Genomic DNA, 14,525 nt, shown 5'->3' on the forward strand with positions numbered 1-14,525 from the left:
ATAAATGAAATTAAAATTATTATCAGTAGCTCTTTTAGGAGCTACTTTTTTACACGCTGAAATTTCAGCATTTGATGCAGGAAAAGTAGATACAAAAACACCTTATGGTTTAACTCAAAATGAAAAATTACAATATGAAAATCAAGAACGCTTAAAAGCTTTAAATGAATATTATACAAATTTAACAAGTAAAATAAATACAGCCATAGAAAACATAGAAGGCTTGCAAAGTGTAACTGAAGGCTTAAATGCTCAATATTCAAAAGCTAACACAAAATTGCTTTCGTTGGAAGAAAATTATCAAAATTTTGATGCAAATATTACTCAAGAAATTCAAAATTTAAGAGCTTATGTTGAAGAAAATAGACAAATTCAAGAAAAAAATCATCAAGAAATTCAAAAGGTTTTAGGTGAAATTACAACTTTAATCAACAAGATCAATGATGATTATATCTCAAAAGAAGATATGAATAAAACTATAACTTTCTTTCAATCTGAAATAGCTAGAGTGCAAAATCAGACAAAAGTTGCCCCTGTCATTCCTATTGTAAGTGATGATAATAAAACCCAAGAAATCATTCAAGATGCAAATGAAACTCAAGATGAAGTGATTGAAGTAAAAGATGATAGTTGGAAAAAATTACAATCTAGTGAAATTTTGAAAAAAGCAATTGATGAAACTAATAAAAATCAATTTGAAGATGCAAAAGAAAAATTTGAACATCTAATTAGTATTCACTATAAACCTGCTAGATCTACTTTTTGGCTTGGAGAGATAAGATATAAACAGCAAGATTACGCAGGTGCTTTGGGATTTTATAAGAAAAGCTCTGCTATAAGCACTAAAGGCGATTATGTGCCAAAATTGCTTTATCATACAGCTATTAGCTTAGATAAGGTTGGAGATCCAAAAAGTGCTAATAAATTTTATAAAGCTTTAAAAACAGCTTACCCTGATAGTCCTGAAGCAAAAGTTTCACCAGATAGAAAATAACAAAGGAGAGAAAAATGGCTATAGAAAAAAATAGTGTAGTTTCAATGTTTTATGAGTTAAAAGATGCAAATACTAATGAAGTTTTAGAATCAAATATTTATGCTGAACCTATTTCTTTTATTTTGGGCAAAGGTCAAATTTTAGAAGGATTAGAAGAAGAAATTCAAAAGCTTAATGCCCCATGTAATGCTGATATTGTAATAAAAAAAGAAAATGCTTTAGGTGAATATGATGCAAATGCTTTGCAAACTTTACCAAAAGAGCAGTTTGCGGGGATTGATTTACAAGTTGGTATGGAGCTTTTTGGTGAAGGTGAAGATGGCAATACAGTAAGAGTAATTGTTAGAGAAATTACTGAAAATGAAGTTACTATTGATTACAATCATGCTTATGCGGGAAAAGACTTGTTGTTTTCAATCAATATCGTAGATGTTAGAGCTGCAAGTGAAGATGAAATTTTAACAGGAATTATTGCAGGCAGTAGAAGTTGTGGATGTGGTGGTGGAGGACATCACCATGATCATCATCACGGACATGGCGGTGGCGGATGTTGTGGAGGCCATGGGCATGGTGGCGGTGGCTGCTGCGGTGGTCATTAATGAATAGTGCATTTATTTTCCCAGGTCAAGGCTCTCAGAGTGTTGGCATGGGTTTGAGTTTTTATGATAATTCTAAAAAAGCAAAAGAATTATTAGATAATGCTAGTGATTTTTGTAAAATTGATTTTAAAAATTTGCTTTTTAAAGAAAATGAAAATTTAAACAAAAGCGAATTTACGCAAATGGCTATAGTGCTAAACTCGCTAATGGCCTATGAAGCTTTAAAAGAGCAAGTTGATATAGAAGCTAAGTATAGCTTGGGTCATTCATTAGGAGAATTTAGCGCTTTAGCAACCCAAGATGCATTTGACTTTTTAGATGTAATAGCACTTGTTAATAAACGCGGTAAGTTTATGCAAGAAGATTGCTCTAAAATCGAAGCTGGTATGATGGTGATTTTAGGACTTGAAGATAAAGTGGCAGAAGAACTTTGTCAAAAGGCATTAAGTGAACAAAAAAGTATTTTTGCGGCTAATTATAATTGTGATGGGCAAATTGTAGTAGCAGGTTTAAAACCTGATTTGGCTTCTTATGAGAGTGAGTTTAAAAATGCAGGAGCTAAAAGAGCTATGCTTTTGAACATGAGTGTTGCAAGCCATTGTCCATTATTAAAAAATGCGTCTTTGAAACTTACAAAAGAATTAGAACCTATTTTAAAAGAGAGTTTTAAAAGCGTAGTATCAAATGTCAATGCAAAAGTGTATAATGATAAAAATCAAGCTCTAACGCTTTTAAGCGAGCAACTCATCAAGCCTGTTCTTTATAAACAAAGCATTAAGGCAATAGATGAAGAAGTAGATTTTTACATAGAATTTGGTGCAAGTGTATTAAAGGGTTTAAATAAAAAAATCACTCAAAAAGAAACTTATACTTTAAGTAAAATAGAAGACATTGATGAAATTTTAAAGGTAATTAAATGAAAATAGCTATTTTAGGAGCTATGCCTGAAGAGGTTACTCCTTTACTAGAAACATTAAAAGAATATCAAACAATAGAATATGCAAATAATACTTATTATCTTGCAAAATATAAAAATCATGAATTAATAATCGCTTATTCTAAGATAGGGAAAGTCAATTCCACTCTTAGTGCGGCTATTATGATAGAAAAATTTAAAGCCGAGCTTTTACTCTTTACAGGTGTAGCCGGTGCTTTTAATCCTAGTTTAGAAATAGGGGATTTAATCTATGCTACAAAGTTAGCTCAATATGATTTAGATATTACAGCTTTTGGTCATCCACTTGGTTATGTTCCAGGCAATGAAATTTTTATAAAAACAGATGATAAGCTTAATAATCTTGCCATAGAGGTTGCTAAAGAACTTGGTGTTAAATTACAATCAGGTATTATCGCTACAGGCGATGAGTTTATTTGTGATGAGAATAAAAAAGCAAAAATTAGAGAGATTTTCAATGCAGATGCTTGCGAAATGGAAGGAGCTAGTGTAGCTTTAGTGTGTGATGCTTTAAAAATTCCATGTTTGATTTTAAGATCAATGAGCGATAAAGCAGGTGAAAAGGCTGAATTTGACTTTGATGAGTTTGTGGAAAAATCTGCTAAAATTTCAGCTAATTTTGTCTTAAAAATTTGTGAGAAATTATGATAAATCTAAGCAAAAAATTAATCAGAGAAGTTGCAAAAGCAAATGCTAAATTTTCCTTAATAGGAGATAATGACAAGGTTTTATTAGGACTTAGTGGCGGGAAAGATTCTCTAGCTCTAGCTCATCTTTTAAAGCGCATGCAAGCACATGCACCTTTTAAATTTGAACTTAAAGCAGTAACTTTAAGCTATGGTATGGGTGAAGATTATACCAAACTTCATAATCACTGCAAAGAACATGGTATTGACCATGAAGTGATTGATTCTAATATTTATGAAATTTCAGGTGATACTATTAGAAAAAATTCAAGCTTTTGTAGCTATTTTTCAAGAATGAGACGCGGAGCTTTATATACTTATGCTTTGGAAAATAGTTTTAATAAACTAGCTATAGCTCATCATTTAGACGATGCAGTGGAAAGTTTTTTTATGAATTTTATTTATAATGGTGCTCTTAGAAGTTTAGCTCCAAAATATAAAAGTAAAAGAGGTGTAGAGGTTATTCGACCTTTGATTTTTGTAAGAGAAAGACAACTAAGAGAAAATGCTATTAATAATGAATTAGAAGTTATTGGTAATGAATTTTGTCCTGGTATGAAATTAAGTGAAAAAAATGTAAAATTTCCTCATGCTAGAGAAGAAGCTAAACAGCTTTTAGCAAATTTAGAAAAAGAAAATCCAAAATTATTTACAAGCTTAAAAATTGCATTTGAAAATATCCACACGGATAGTTTTTTCATGGTTAAGGATAATGACTAAACTTTTAGTCGTCGTTGATTATCAAAATGATTTTATCGATGGTAGCTTAGGTTTTGAAAAAGCTACCAAGATAAAAGATAATATTCTTACTCTTTTAAAAAATCATCAAGGTGATATTGTTTTTACTTTTGATACGCATGATGAAAATTATTTAAAAACTCAAGAAGGAAAAAAATTACCTATTTATCATTGCATTAAAGATACTTTGGGTTGGCAAATGCCAAGTGATTTTGATATGTATTTAAAAAATGCAAAAAAAATCTTTTATAAGAATGCTTTTGGTAGTTTAGAATTGGCTAATTTTTTAAAACAAAATCATTATGAAAGTATAGAATTTTGTGGTTTGGTTTCACATATTTGTGTATTTAGTAATATTATTTTAGCTCAAAGCGCTAGTATCAACTCAAAAATTATATTGCATAAAAATGCAACAGCAAGCTTTAGTAAGTCTTTAGAAAATAGTGCTTATGAAATTTTGCAAGCTTATGGCGTAGAACTTTTATAAAATGCAAGGTTTTATCTTACACACTCAGAGCGTAAAAGATGAGGACTTAATCGTTTATCTTTTAAGTGCTAAAAGAATTATTAAAAGTTATAGATTTTACGGAATGAGACATTCTAATATTTTAAGTGGATATAAGATTGATTTTGAGCTTGAAGAAAGTTCTAGGTTTTTACCACGCTTAAAAGATGTTTTGCATATTGGTTTTTCTTGGATTTTAGACAGAGAGAGAATGTTTTTTTGGCAAGAGTTTATTAGGCTTTTTTATTGGCATTTAAAAGATGTTGAGGAGATTGATAGTTTTTATTTTGAGCTTTTAGAAGATTGTGCTAAACGTTTTGAAAAACAAGATTGCAAGCGTGTGATTGTGGATGCTTACTTAAAGATTTTAAGTTTTGAAGGACGTTTGCATAAAAGCTTTGTGTGTTTTTATTGTGATGAATATATACAAAAAAACGTTGTGCTAGTAAGAGCTTTTTTACCTGCACATAAAAAATGTGCTTTTGGCTATGAGTTTAAAGCTGAAGATCTTGCAAAGTTTTATGAAAATTTTAATTCATCGCATTTTAGCGATGAATATATTGATAATTTATATAAAATCATTAAAGAGGGTTTTTAAGGGTAATATCATACATCATAATAGCCTCTTGTCTTAATTTTGCGATGATATTTGCATTATCAATATGTGTATTTTTTATAATAGCTTCCTTGCTATTTTTAATATCTTCAAGCAAATTTCCAAGTTGTTTTTGAGAGCTTTGTAGGCAAGTGCTTATACATTTTGGTTGTGTTTGTTGTAAAACTTGCTCGAAATTTAAACTTTGATTGTTAAGCTTTGAAGCATGTGCTGCTAAATTGTTTGCACTTGTTCTAATGCCACCTAATGCTTTGTAAATCCCTTTTGAATTGATATGAGCTGCCATGAACCTTCCTTGTTTTATGGTATCTCTTCATTCATATTGCTTAGAAATTTACAAGCAAAAATCATTCCTTATTGAAAAATTCTTGAATATATTTTCGCATAATATCTGCATCATTAATACGATTAACATAATCTCTAAAATTAGATGCATCTTCATAACCTTTAGAATATTCATGTAAGTGTTTTCTAAAGATGCTTATACCTTGTTCTTTATAATGCTTTAACATTTCTTCAAAATGTGCGAAAATGATTTTATTTTTCATAGCTTTTTCGATTTTTTTGCCAGTTTTTATCTCATAAAATATCCAAGGTTTTCCTATGCTTGCACGCCCTATCATCAAAGCATCACAATTTGTAATTTCAAATACTTCTTTAGCATTTTCTGTGCTAATATCACCATTTGCTACTAAAGGAATTTTGATATTTTCTTTGGCTAAAGCTATGGCTTCATAATCAGCATTTCCACTATACATTTGTTTTCTAGTGCGACCATGCATACTGATAAAATCTACTCCAGCATTTTCACACGCTTTAGCAATAACAATGGGATCTTTTTTATCAAACCCCAATCTTACTTTGACACTAGTTAATTTTTTATTACTTGTTTTTTTGATAAGTTCTAAAATTCTTTGTAATTTATCAAGATCTTGTAAAAGAGCGCTACCTGCACATTGTTTTATAACTTTATTTACAGGACAACCGCAATTAAAATCAATTCCATCTATAAAATCAAAACGATTTAATATTTCTACCGCTTTTTGAATTATGCTTTCATCTGAGCCTGCAATTTGAACTATGTAAGGATTTTCAAGTTCAGCTTTTTCTAGCATTTTAAGAGTTTTTGAGCTCTCATACACTAAAGCATTAGAACTTATCATTTCACTAATGGTTACATCAGCCCCAAATTGTTTAACTAAATTTCTCAAAGGCAAGTCTGAAAAACCTGCCATAGGGGCTAAAAATAAAGACTTTTTGCTAAAATCTATCATTGTATTAATTTTTCAAGTTCTATTTTTTTATTATGTTCTCTTAAAAAGAGCAAGAGTCTAAAGTCTTTATGCTCATTTTGATCATTTCCTAATTCATTAAGCAATTCATCATACATACCAAATTCTGCCAAAGTATAAAGATAAGCTCTTAAAGCCTGAGAATGATTATCTTTTAACTTTTTAAATAAAGCAATTAATACTTGAGGTTCTATTTTTTTACAAAGTATTTTAGCACAGCGTAAATATGACTTATCATCTAAGGTATTCATACTAAGTAAAACTTCGATTTCAGCATGATTTAATTCTAAGTTTTCTTTATCAAATCTATTCAAAAGTAATAAAATATCATCTTGGTTTTTTTGAGTTTTTAGCGTTTTAATTTGACTATAGGGTGCATTTTCTAATACCATTTTATAAGCAAAAATTTCTAACTCATTAGCTAAGGTATCTTTGTTTTTAATAAAAGAAAAAGCATAATTGCTATCATTTTGAAAGTGATTTTTTTCATTTAAAATAAAAATTTCATTGTTTGGATCTAGCTTGTATTTTTTTAATTCCACAAATTCTTTTTTATCTAAGTTCTCAAAAATATCAATAATTTCATCTATTTTAGGATTTTGAATTTTTTCTTTAAAACAAAGAGCTTGAGTGTTTTTTGCTATATTTTGAAATTCTTGAGTTTTAAATTTAACCTTACTTGCTTTTTTTAAAAAAATATCAATAATAAAATTTTCATAATTTTTACTATCTTTAATTAGATTTTTATATTGTAAATGTTTTAAAAAACCATAAAAACTCATATGTGCTAATGCCAATATCATTAAAAATAAAGCAGGCAAAACAACCCATAAACTAATAGGCAAATTTAATTCAAAAGTAGAAATTGTGAAAGTGTAATTTCCTAAGTTTAGATTATAAACTAAGGCAGCAACAATTAAAAGATAAACTAAACTTGCAAATAAAAATAATCTTATCTTCATAGCTCTTTCCTTTTTTCTAGGGTTTCACGGCAATTGATACAGTATTTTGCGTGAGGTTTTACCTTAAGTCTTTCAGGATGAATATCATCTTTACAATACTCACAAATACCATAAGTATTGTTATCTATTTTACTTAATGAATGTTTAATTTCTTCTAGCTCGGCTTTTAAATTTTCGTTGATTTTAAAGTCAATATGAGAGCTATTGTCAATTTGTTGCAAATCAACCTCATCTCTAGGTTCGCTATCTTGTAGATTATGGATATTGTTTATATTACCCTGAAGTTCTTGTAAAATTTCTTTTTGTCTTTGAAGTAATATGTTTTTAAATTCTTCAAGATTTAATTCTTGCATAAACGCTCCTATTTGTGATATGGGTGATTTGTATTAATGCAAAATGCACGATAAATTTGCTCTAAAAGCATAGTTTTGGCAAATTTATGCACTAAAGTCATTTTGCTAAGAGCTATGCTTGTATGCATTTGTGCGATGAATTCTTTTTCAAGGCCATAAGCACCGCCTATAAAAAATGAAATTTCATTTTTATCTTGTAATAATCTTGCAAATTCTACACTTGTAAGCTCTTTACCATTTTCATCTAAGGCTATACAAAAACCTTTTTTATAAGGACTTAGTGCATTTGTATAAGATTTTTTTGCTTCTATGGTATTAGTGTTTTGTGCTTGATTGATTTTATTATTAAAAATACATATATCATTAAAACTGCAAAATTTTTTGATGAGCTTGATATAATGCTCATCTATCTTGCTAAATTCATCATTATTGTTTTTTTGAATGCTTAAAAGATTGATTTGCATTTTTTAGTTTTTAGAAAAAAATCTTAAAAAGTCTGCTATAAATTTTTTATGATCACTTCTTTCTACAATCGCATCAATCAATCCATGCTCGAGTAAAAATTCAGCTTTTTGAAAGCCTTCTGGTAAATCAGCTCCTATGGTTTGTTTGATTACCCTAGCTCCTGCAAAGCCTACTAGGGCACCAGGTTCAGCTAAGATGATATCTCCAAGCCAAGCAAAAGATGCACTCACTCCACCCATGGTCGGATCAGTTAATACTGAAATATAAGGAAGTTTTTCTTCTGCTAGCAGTTTTAATGCTGCACTTGTTTTACTCATTTGCATTAAAGAATAAGTACTTTCTTGCATCCTAGCTCCACCACTTGCACTCACTATAACAACAGGGGTTTTTTTCTCAATTGCTCTTTCAATAGCTCTAAGAATTTTTTCACCTTCTACTGAGCCTAAACTTCCACCCATGAAAGAAAAATCAAAAACAACAAGTTGAGTTTTTATCCCATCTATATTACATTCGCCACTTATTATGGCACTTTTTCTTCCTGTTTTTTCTTCATTTTCTGCTAATCTTTTTTTATATGATTTACTATCTACAAATTTAAGCGGATCGATTGCATGTAAGTCTTTATCCATTTCTACAAATGTACCTTCATCACTAAGTAACTCGATGCGTTTTAAAGGATTTAATCTCATATGAAAATTACATTTAGGGCAAACATTATAACAAGTTTCTATTTCTTTATAATACATTAACGCATGACAAGAATTACATTTTACCCAGTGATTTGGAGCTTCACTTGGAGTGGCTTGCTTGCGTCTTATACTAGAAAAAATATCTAAAAAATTCATTATCTCTACCTAAAATAAAATTTCAAAATTATAGCAAGATTTTAGTATTTTTAAAATCTTGCACCCAACATAAACTCAAATTTACTTAAATCATCTTTTGAATTAGTGTTAAATGGTTTAGCAAAAACTAAATTTAAAGCACCTAGTGGAGTTAGCCACTCAAAACCAACACCTGTACTCCACCTTTGAATTTGACTTAAAGAACTTTCACCTATGGCACCATAGTCAAAAAATACACTTCCTCTTAGTTTGATTCTATCAAAGATTGGAAAGCTAAGTTCAACAGAGTTAGCAAAAGCCACTGTACCACCTGTTTCATCACCCCACGCATTTTTAGGGCTTACACTTCTTCTATCAAAACCTCTAATAGTTCCTATACCCCCAAGGTATAATTTTTCATTGATAGGTAAATAACCTTGATCCCATACCTTATAAAAACTTGCTTTATAACGATAAATCAAATCCCAGCCTATAAACTCTTCCAAGCCTTGATAATAATTAAATTTAGTAGTAGAGCTTATAAATTCTTGATCTCCGCCTAAGCCTGCATATTCAAGTGAGGTTGAAGCGATAAAACCTGATCTTGGTAGATAATAATCATCTGTATTGTTAAATACGATTGAAGGTGTAATGGAGCTTTTATAAGTTTTTCCAAGTTTATATCCTTGAGCAATCAAGCGATCACTTAAATGATAAATATCACTTTGCTCAAGATTATAAGTTAAATCAACGCTTGTATATCTTCCTAAAGTTTTACCAACGCTTATGTCAAAACCATAATTTCTCTCATCATAGCTATCCCATTCTAAACGATCTGAATATAATGATCCTCCAAGAGAATAATCACTATCATTTACTCTAGGATTTCTTAAAGATACTCTACCTGAAAGTGTATCATCGCCTTTGTCTATACTTACACTTCCTTTCATACCAGAACCTAAGATATTTGCATCAGATAATGAAGCGCTAAGTAAAATTCCATCACTAGTCCCATAACCAATACCACCTGAGATAGCCCCAGTTGAAGCTTCTTTGACTTCTACTATTAAATCAATATGCGTATCATCTACTCTTTGTTCTTTAATATCTACATTTTCAAAATACGCAGTTCTTCTTAGAGCATTTCTTGAGTCCATTAAATCAGTTCTATTATAAAGATTACCTTCGGTTAGATAAAGTTCTCTACGAACAACCCTATCAACTGTTTTGGTGTTACCTGAGATGATGACATCTCTTATATATACTTTTTCATTTGGTATGACTTTAAAAATAATCATAGCTTCATGATTTTCTTTATCTTTTTGTATATCAGGTATAACTTGTACAAAAGCATAGCCTAAATCTGCTGTTTTAGTTTCTATAGTCTTTATATCTTCTCTTAGTTTTTCTATATTAACTATTTTTCCAACACTTAATTTTAAATCATTTGCTAAAGCTTCATTTTCTTCATCACTAAAAATTGGATTAAAAATTTTAATCCCTTTAACTTTATAAACCTCACCCTCGTTGATAAAATAAGTCAAATCAGCTTGATAAGTATCTGTGTAAGTATTTAAAAAAGCAGGAGATACGCTCACATCAAGATATCCTTCTTTTAAATATACATCTGAAATTCTTGAGCTGTCATTTGCTAAATCAAAGATTTTAAGCTTACCATCATTAAAACCCCACATCCAACCCAAAGCTTCTCTTTGTTTATTTGCTACTGCAGGTTCAATATCTGAATAGCTTAAATTTTTTGCACCGCTTAAATGCACTTTTTCTATGATGATATTTTCTCCACGATTTACAACAAAAGTAAGTTTCAATGAGCTTGAATTACTTAATTTTTCATCTTTGATTTCTACAACAGTGTCATAAAAACCTTTGGCTTGATAAAAAAGCTTGATTTTTTCAGCAGCATCTTTAGCTGAATTTTCATCATATAAAATTCCAGGTTTTAAACCAACAAGGCTTTCTATTTGTTTTCTATCGTTACTTGCTATACCTTGAATATCTATTTTTCCAATGGAAGGTTTTTCTATTACTTTAAAAGTTAGCACCCCATTTTTTTCTTCTACTACTATATCTTTAAAATAATTTCTATCAAAAAGGTTTTTAATTGCTGTATCTATACTAGCAGGATCAATTTTTTGCCCTATTTTTAATTTAGAAATAGCAATAGCACTTTCTTTAGAAAGTTGTGATAAGCCTTCAAATTTGATATCTTTAATCGTAGCTGCACATAAAGAACTTGAGAGTGCAAAGAAAACAAACCATTTTTTCATCATTTTACCTAAATTTTTATATACAAAATCGTTATAATACCAAAATATTTTTAACTAATGCTTTTTAAGGAAAATTTATGAAAGTAGGTATAGTCGGACTTGGCTTAATAGGTGGATCTTTAGGCCTTAGCTTAAGAGAGAATAAATTAATAGATTTAGTTTGTGGGTATGATATAAACAAAGAATTTGAGCAAATTGCACTAGAGCGAAAATTAATAGATAAGATTGTTTCTTTTGAAGAGTTGAAAAAATGTGATGTGATTTTTTTAGCTATTCCTGTAAGAGCTATTGTAAAAATCTTAAAAGAATTTCAAGGTATTTCTAAAGATTGTACTATCATTGAGCTTGGAAGTACAAAAGAAGAAATTATTAAAAATTTACCTTCTTATTTGAAAAGTCAATTTATCGCAGCTCATCCTATGGCAGGAACTGAAAATAGCGGTCCAAATGCAGCTATAAAAGATTTATATAAAAATGCAGTTTGTGTTTTGTGTGATGTGCAAAATGCTGATCATATTCACCAAAAAAGAGCCATAGAAATTTTTTCAGATTTAGGAATGAAGCTTGTATTTATGGATAGTATCTCACATGATCATCATGCTTCTATCATTTCACACTTACCGCATGTGATCAGTTTTTCTTTGGCAAATTTTGTGATGAAAGAAGAAAATAAAAAAAATATAGCCCATCTAGGAGGCCCTTCTTTTAAAGATATGTGCAGGATTGCTAAGTCAAACCCTCAAATGTGGAGTGGTATTTTTGAGCAAAATAAACAAAATTTATTAAATTCTATTGATTTATTTCAAAAAGAATTACAAGAATGTAAAAAAATGATAGAAAAATGTGATATAAATGAGCTTGAAACTTGGATTAAAAGTGCAAATAAATTAAGAGAAATTCTATAAAATTTTTTATAATTTACTCTTAATTTGCTAAAGAATAATATATTTTTAAAAAATAGATTGAAAGTGAAAATATGGTTTTTGCGCGTAAAAGATCAAATAAAAAATGGATTTTTGTAGTTTTTTTAATACTTTTAGCCTTTGTGGTGTTTGTTTTAAATACAAAGTTGTTTGAAAAAAATCCTCCATTGATTCAAACAAAATCAGATGTAATTTATAGTAATCTAACAGATCCTATATCTATAGAAGTAAGCGATGAAAGTGCTTTAAAAGATATAAAAGTTACTTTATTTAAGGCAAATGAGCTAAATGGCGAAATACTTGTAAATGAGCATGTTAAAGGCAATAAAAAAAGCATTCATTTTGATTTAAAATTACCAAAACCAGCTTATAAAGAAAAAGTCGATTCATATAAACTTGCAATAGAAGCAAGCGATAGTAGTTTTTGGAATTTCTTTTTAGGAAATCAAGCGTTTAAAGAAGTGAAAGTTATCATTGATACCAAAAAACCACTTGTAGAAATTTTAGATAATTCTTATCAAATCGAACAAGGCGGAGTAGGTAGTGTGGTATTTAAAGCAAGTGATGAGAATTTACAAGAAGTTTATATCACAACTGATAAAGATAAAATTTTTAAAGCAACTCCTTATGTGAAAGAAGGATATTATGCTGCTTTGATTCCTTGGGAGGCGACTGATGAGCACTTTAGAGCTTATGTAGTGGCAGTAGATAAAGCAGGTAATGTAAACAAACAAAGAATTAGATATTATTTTACTAATAAAAAATACCGTGTATCTAATATAAAAGTAAATGATAGATTTTTAGATGGTAAGATCGAATTTTTAGCACAAAAATATGCTCCAAAAGATAGAGAATTAAGTAGACTTGAAAAATTTAAATTTGTGAATGAAGATTTAAGAGCTTCTAATGAAGTTATTATTCATGATATTACAAGTAAAGTTCCTGATACTATGATTAATAATTTTAAAGTTAATCTTTTCAAACCTTTAAAAAATGGCCAAAAAGTAGCTGATTATGCTGATCATAGGTTTTATTCTTATAATAATCAAGCATTTAGTAGCTCTTATCATATGGGGCTTGATTTAGCAAGCGTAAAAGAAGCGCCTATCATTAGTAATAACGATGGTGAAGTGGTATTTGTGCAAGAAAATGGAATTTATGGATTAAATATTATTATCTATCATGGCTTTGGTATTTATACTCTTTATGGACACTGCACTAATGTGGATGTAAATGTAGGAGATAGGGTTAGAGCAGGTGATGTTATAGGCACTACAGGCACTACAGGCTTAGCACTTGGAGATCATGTGCATTTTGGTGTTTTAGTACAAGGAGTTGAAGTGCGTCCTGAGCAATGGCAAGATGCAAAATGGATAAAAGAAAATATCTATAATGTATTAGAGTCAAGCAAAAAAAGAATTTTGAGTGAATAAAAATGAATCAAACAACAATAGCAAAAGAAGTTAAAGGTGTTGGCATAGGTTTGCACAAGGGCGAGCCTATTAGTATAAAATTAGAGCCATTAGAAGCTGGCAGTGGTATAGTGTTTTATAGAAGTGATTTGGGAATTTCTTATGAAGCAAAGCCTGAAAATGTCATCGATACGCAAATGGCTACTGTAATAGGTGATCATAGAGGTTATGTTTCTACTATAGAGCATTTAATGAGTGCGATTAATGCTTATGGTATTGACAATGTGCGCATAGTTTTAGATGCTAATGAAGCTCCTGTAATGGATGGTAGTAGCATAGGCTTTTGTATGATGCTTGAAGAAGCAGGTATAAAAGAACTTGATGTGGCTAAAAAAATTTTAGTGATTAAAAAAAGTGTAGAAGTAAAAGAAGGTAATAAATTCGTACGTTTAAGTCCTACGGATATGCCTATTATAAACTATACAATCGAATTTGATAATCCTATTATAGGTAAGCAAAATTATTGTTTTGAATTTAGCAAACAAAACTACATAGAGCAAATAGCAAGAGCAAGAACCTTTGGATTTTTAAAGGATGTTCAAGCTTTAAGAGCTATGAATTTAGGTCTTGGTGGAAGCTTAGAAAACGCTGTTGTGATTGATGATAATCGTATTTTAAACCCTGAAGGTTTGCGTTTTAAAGATGAATTTGTGCGCCATAAAATTTTAGATGCTATCGGGGATTTAACCTTACTTGGATGTAGAGTTTTTGGAGATTATACTTCTTATGCGGGTTCGCACAAACTTAATCATCTTTTAACCAAAGAGCTTTTAAAAGATCCTAGTGCCTATGAAGTGGTAAGTTTAGAAAAAAGTGCATATAAAGTTTATGAAAAGGTTTTTGCATAAAAAAG

The 14,525-nt window shown here is 29.8% G+C and carries 17 protein-coding genes; 10 read left to right on the forward strand and 7 right to left on the reverse strand.

The genetic code is table 11. The annotated features are described in order from the left end of the window. Positions 1-4: 4 nt before the first annotated feature. Genes L8W68_RS02230 through recO form a run of 7 tightly spaced genes read left to right on the forward strand, consistent with a single transcriptional unit; the run spans position 5 to position 5,075 of the window. Positions 5-994, forward strand: a complete 990-nt coding sequence (locus tag L8W68_RS02230; protein WP_263674846.1) for a tetratricopeptide repeat protein — start codon at positions 5-7, stop codon at positions 992-994. Between the two features lie 14 nt (positions 995-1,008). After that, positions 1,009-1,593, forward strand: coding sequence for an FKBP-type peptidyl-prolyl cis-trans isomerase (locus L8W68_RS02235; protein ID WP_039617371.1), 585 nt, complete (start codon positions 1,009-1,011; stop codon positions 1,591-1,593). Further along, the gene (gene fabD, locus L8W68_RS02240) at positions 1,593-2,513 is read left to right on the forward strand and encodes an ACP S-malonyltransferase (RefSeq protein ID WP_263674847.1); all 921 of its coding nucleotides are present in this window, start codon (positions 1,593-1,595) and stop codon (positions 2,511-2,513) included. Before L8W68_RS02235 ends, fabD begins: the two co-directional genes overlap by 1 nt. Beyond that, positions 2,510-3,196, forward strand: coding sequence for a 5'-methylthioadenosine/adenosylhomocysteine nucleosidase (locus tag L8W68_RS02245; RefSeq protein ID WP_214135615.1), 687 nt, complete (start codon positions 2,510-2,512; stop codon positions 3,194-3,196). The genes fabD and L8W68_RS02245 overlap by 4 nt, the downstream gene beginning before the upstream one ends. Further along, positions 3,193-3,954 (forward strand): ATP-binding protein, encoded by a 762-nt coding sequence (locus L8W68_RS02250; protein WP_263674848.1) that lies wholly within the window; start codon positions 3,193-3,195, stop codon positions 3,952-3,954. Before L8W68_RS02245 ends, L8W68_RS02250 begins: the two co-directional genes overlap by 4 nt. Beyond that, positions 3,947-4,459 carry a cysteine hydrolase family protein gene (locus tag L8W68_RS02255; protein WP_263674849.1) on the forward strand — a complete coding sequence of 171 codons (513 nt, stop codon included), beginning with the start codon at positions 3,947-3,949 and terminating at the stop codon, positions 4,457-4,459. The genes L8W68_RS02250 and L8W68_RS02255 overlap by 8 nt, the downstream gene beginning before the upstream one ends. Position 4,460: 1 nt before the next feature. After that, on the forward strand, positions 4,461-5,075 hold the full coding sequence (gene recO / locus L8W68_RS02260) for a recombination protein RecO (RefSeq protein WP_047207928.1): 615 nt from the start codon (positions 4,461-4,463) through the stop codon (positions 5,073-5,075). Here the strand turns inward: recO and L8W68_RS02265 are convergent. From L8W68_RS02265 to bamA, 7 genes are all read right to left on the reverse strand, one after another. Then, complete coding sequence (locus L8W68_RS02265) at positions 5,059-5,379, reverse strand: hypothetical protein (RefSeq protein ID WP_263674850.1); 321 nt, start codon at positions 5,377-5,379, stop codon at positions 5,059-5,061. The two genes, recO and L8W68_RS02265, sit on opposite strands and share 17 nt — an antisense overlap. A gap of 61 nt (positions 5,380-5,440) precedes the next feature. After that, complete coding sequence (locus tag L8W68_RS02270; protein ID WP_263674851.1) at positions 5,441-6,367, reverse strand: tRNA dihydrouridine synthase; 927 nt, start codon at positions 6,365-6,367, stop codon at positions 5,441-5,443. After that, positions 6,364-7,347: a hypothetical protein gene (locus tag L8W68_RS02275; RefSeq protein WP_263674852.1), complete on the reverse strand. Its 984-nt coding sequence runs from the start codon at positions 7,345-7,347 to the stop codon at positions 6,364-6,366. Before L8W68_RS02275 ends, L8W68_RS02270 begins: the two co-directional genes overlap by 4 nt. After that, positions 7,344-7,700: an RNA polymerase-binding protein DksA gene (gene dksA / locus L8W68_RS02280; RefSeq protein WP_263674853.1), complete on the reverse strand. Its 357-nt coding sequence runs from the start codon at positions 7,698-7,700 to the stop codon at positions 7,344-7,346. Before dksA ends, L8W68_RS02275 begins: the two co-directional genes overlap by 4 nt. 8 nt (positions 7,701-7,708) lie before the next feature. Then, positions 7,709-8,164 carry a 23S rRNA (pseudouridine(1915)-N(3))-methyltransferase RlmH gene (locus L8W68_RS02285; RefSeq protein ID WP_263674854.1) on the reverse strand — a complete coding sequence of 152 codons (456 nt, stop codon included), beginning with the start codon at positions 8,162-8,164 and terminating at the stop codon, positions 7,709-7,711. A gap of 3 nt (positions 8,165-8,167) precedes the next feature. Continuing rightward, positions 8,168-9,010, reverse strand: coding sequence for an acetyl-CoA carboxylase, carboxyltransferase subunit beta (gene accD, locus L8W68_RS02290; RefSeq protein WP_263674855.1), 843 nt, complete (start codon positions 9,008-9,010; stop codon positions 8,168-8,170). A 50-nt stretch (positions 9,011-9,060) separates the two neighbouring features. Beyond that, entirely contained in the window at positions 9,061-11,277 is a 2,217-nt protein-coding gene (gene bamA, locus L8W68_RS02295; protein ID WP_263674856.1) for an outer membrane protein assembly factor BamA, read from the reverse strand. Positions 11,278-11,354: 77 nt separating this feature from the next. Between bamA and L8W68_RS02300 the strand changes: the two genes are divergently transcribed. The 3 genes from L8W68_RS02300 (at position 11,355) to lpxC (ending at position 14,520) form a co-directional block, all read left to right on the forward strand. Further along, positions 11,355-12,182: a prephenate dehydrogenase gene (locus L8W68_RS02300; RefSeq protein ID WP_263674857.1), complete on the forward strand. Its 828-nt coding sequence runs from the start codon at positions 11,355-11,357 to the stop codon at positions 12,180-12,182. 71 nt (positions 12,183-12,253) lie between these two features. Further along, complete coding sequence (locus tag L8W68_RS02305) at positions 12,254-13,633, forward strand: M23 family metallopeptidase (protein ID WP_263674858.1); 1,380 nt, start codon at positions 12,254-12,256, stop codon at positions 13,631-13,633. A gap of 2 nt (positions 13,634-13,635) precedes the next feature. Next, the gene (lpxC, locus tag L8W68_RS02310; protein WP_214099828.1) at positions 13,636-14,520 is read left to right on the forward strand and encodes a UDP-3-O-acyl-N-acetylglucosamine deacetylase; all 885 of its coding nucleotides are present in this window, start codon (positions 13,636-13,638) and stop codon (positions 14,518-14,520) included. Positions 14,521-14,525: the final 5 nt, after the last annotated feature.

The organism is Campylobacter sp. FU_497, assembly GCF_025772425.1.
GTDB classification, from domain to species: Bacteria; Campylobacterota; Campylobacteria; order Campylobacterales; family Campylobacteraceae; genus Campylobacter_D; species Campylobacter_D lari_C.

What these genes read in the sequence shown, in the direction of transcription:
- L8W68_RS02230 (WP_263674846.1), top strand. Translation starts at nt 5, where the DNA reads ATGAAATTAAAATTATTATCAGTAGCTCTTTTAGGAGCTACTTTTTTA.
- L8W68_RS02235 (WP_039617371.1), top strand. Translation starts at nt 1,009, where the DNA reads ATGGCTATAGAAAAAAATAGTGTAGTTTCAATGTTTTATGAGTTAAAA.
- fabD (WP_263674847.1), top strand. Translation starts at nt 1,593, where the DNA reads ATGAATAGTGCATTTATTTTCCCAGGTCAAGGCTCTCAGAGTGTTGGC.
- L8W68_RS02245 (WP_214135615.1), top strand. Translation starts at nt 2,510, where the DNA reads ATGAAAATAGCTATTTTAGGAGCTATGCCTGAAGAGGTTACTCCTTTA.
- L8W68_RS02250 (WP_263674848.1), top strand. Translation starts at nt 3,193, where the DNA reads ATGATAAATCTAAGCAAAAAATTAATCAGAGAAGTTGCAAAAGCAAAT.
- L8W68_RS02255 (WP_263674849.1), top strand. Translation starts at nt 3,947, where the DNA reads ATGACTAAACTTTTAGTCGTCGTTGATTATCAAAATGATTTTATCGAT.
- recO (WP_047207928.1), top strand. Translation starts at nt 4,461, where the DNA reads ATGCAAGGTTTTATCTTACACACTCAGAGCGTAAAAGATGAGGACTTA.
- L8W68_RS02265 (WP_263674850.1), bottom strand. Translation starts at nt 5,379, where the DNA reads ATGGCAGCTCATATCAATTCAAAAGGGATTTACAAAGCATTAGGTGGC.
- L8W68_RS02270 (WP_263674851.1), bottom strand. Translation starts at nt 6,367, where the DNA reads ATGATAGATTTTAGCAAAAAGTCTTTATTTTTAGCCCCTATGGCAGGT.
- L8W68_RS02275 (WP_263674852.1), bottom strand. Translation starts at nt 7,347, where the DNA reads ATGAAGATAAGATTATTTTTATTTGCAAGTTTAGTTTATCTTTTAATT.
- dksA (WP_263674853.1), bottom strand. Translation starts at nt 7,700, where the DNA reads ATGCAAGAATTAAATCTTGAAGAATTTAAAAACATATTACTTCAAAGA.
- L8W68_RS02285 (WP_263674854.1), bottom strand. Translation starts at nt 8,164, where the DNA reads ATGCAAATCAATCTTTTAAGCATTCAAAAAAACAATAATGATGAATTT.
- accD (WP_263674855.1), bottom strand. Translation starts at nt 9,010, where the DNA reads ATGAATTTTTTAGATATTTTTTCTAGTATAAGACGCAAGCAAGCCACT.
- bamA (WP_263674856.1), bottom strand. Translation starts at nt 11,277, where the DNA reads ATGAAAAAATGGTTTGTTTTCTTTGCACTCTCAAGTTCTTTATGTGCA.
- L8W68_RS02300 (WP_263674857.1), top strand. Translation starts at nt 11,355, where the DNA reads ATGAAAGTAGGTATAGTCGGACTTGGCTTAATAGGTGGATCTTTAGGC.
- L8W68_RS02305 (WP_263674858.1), top strand. Translation starts at nt 12,254, where the DNA reads ATGGTTTTTGCGCGTAAAAGATCAAATAAAAAATGGATTTTTGTAGTT.
- lpxC (WP_214099828.1), top strand. Translation starts at nt 13,636, where the DNA reads ATGAATCAAACAACAATAGCAAAAGAAGTTAAAGGTGTTGGCATAGGT.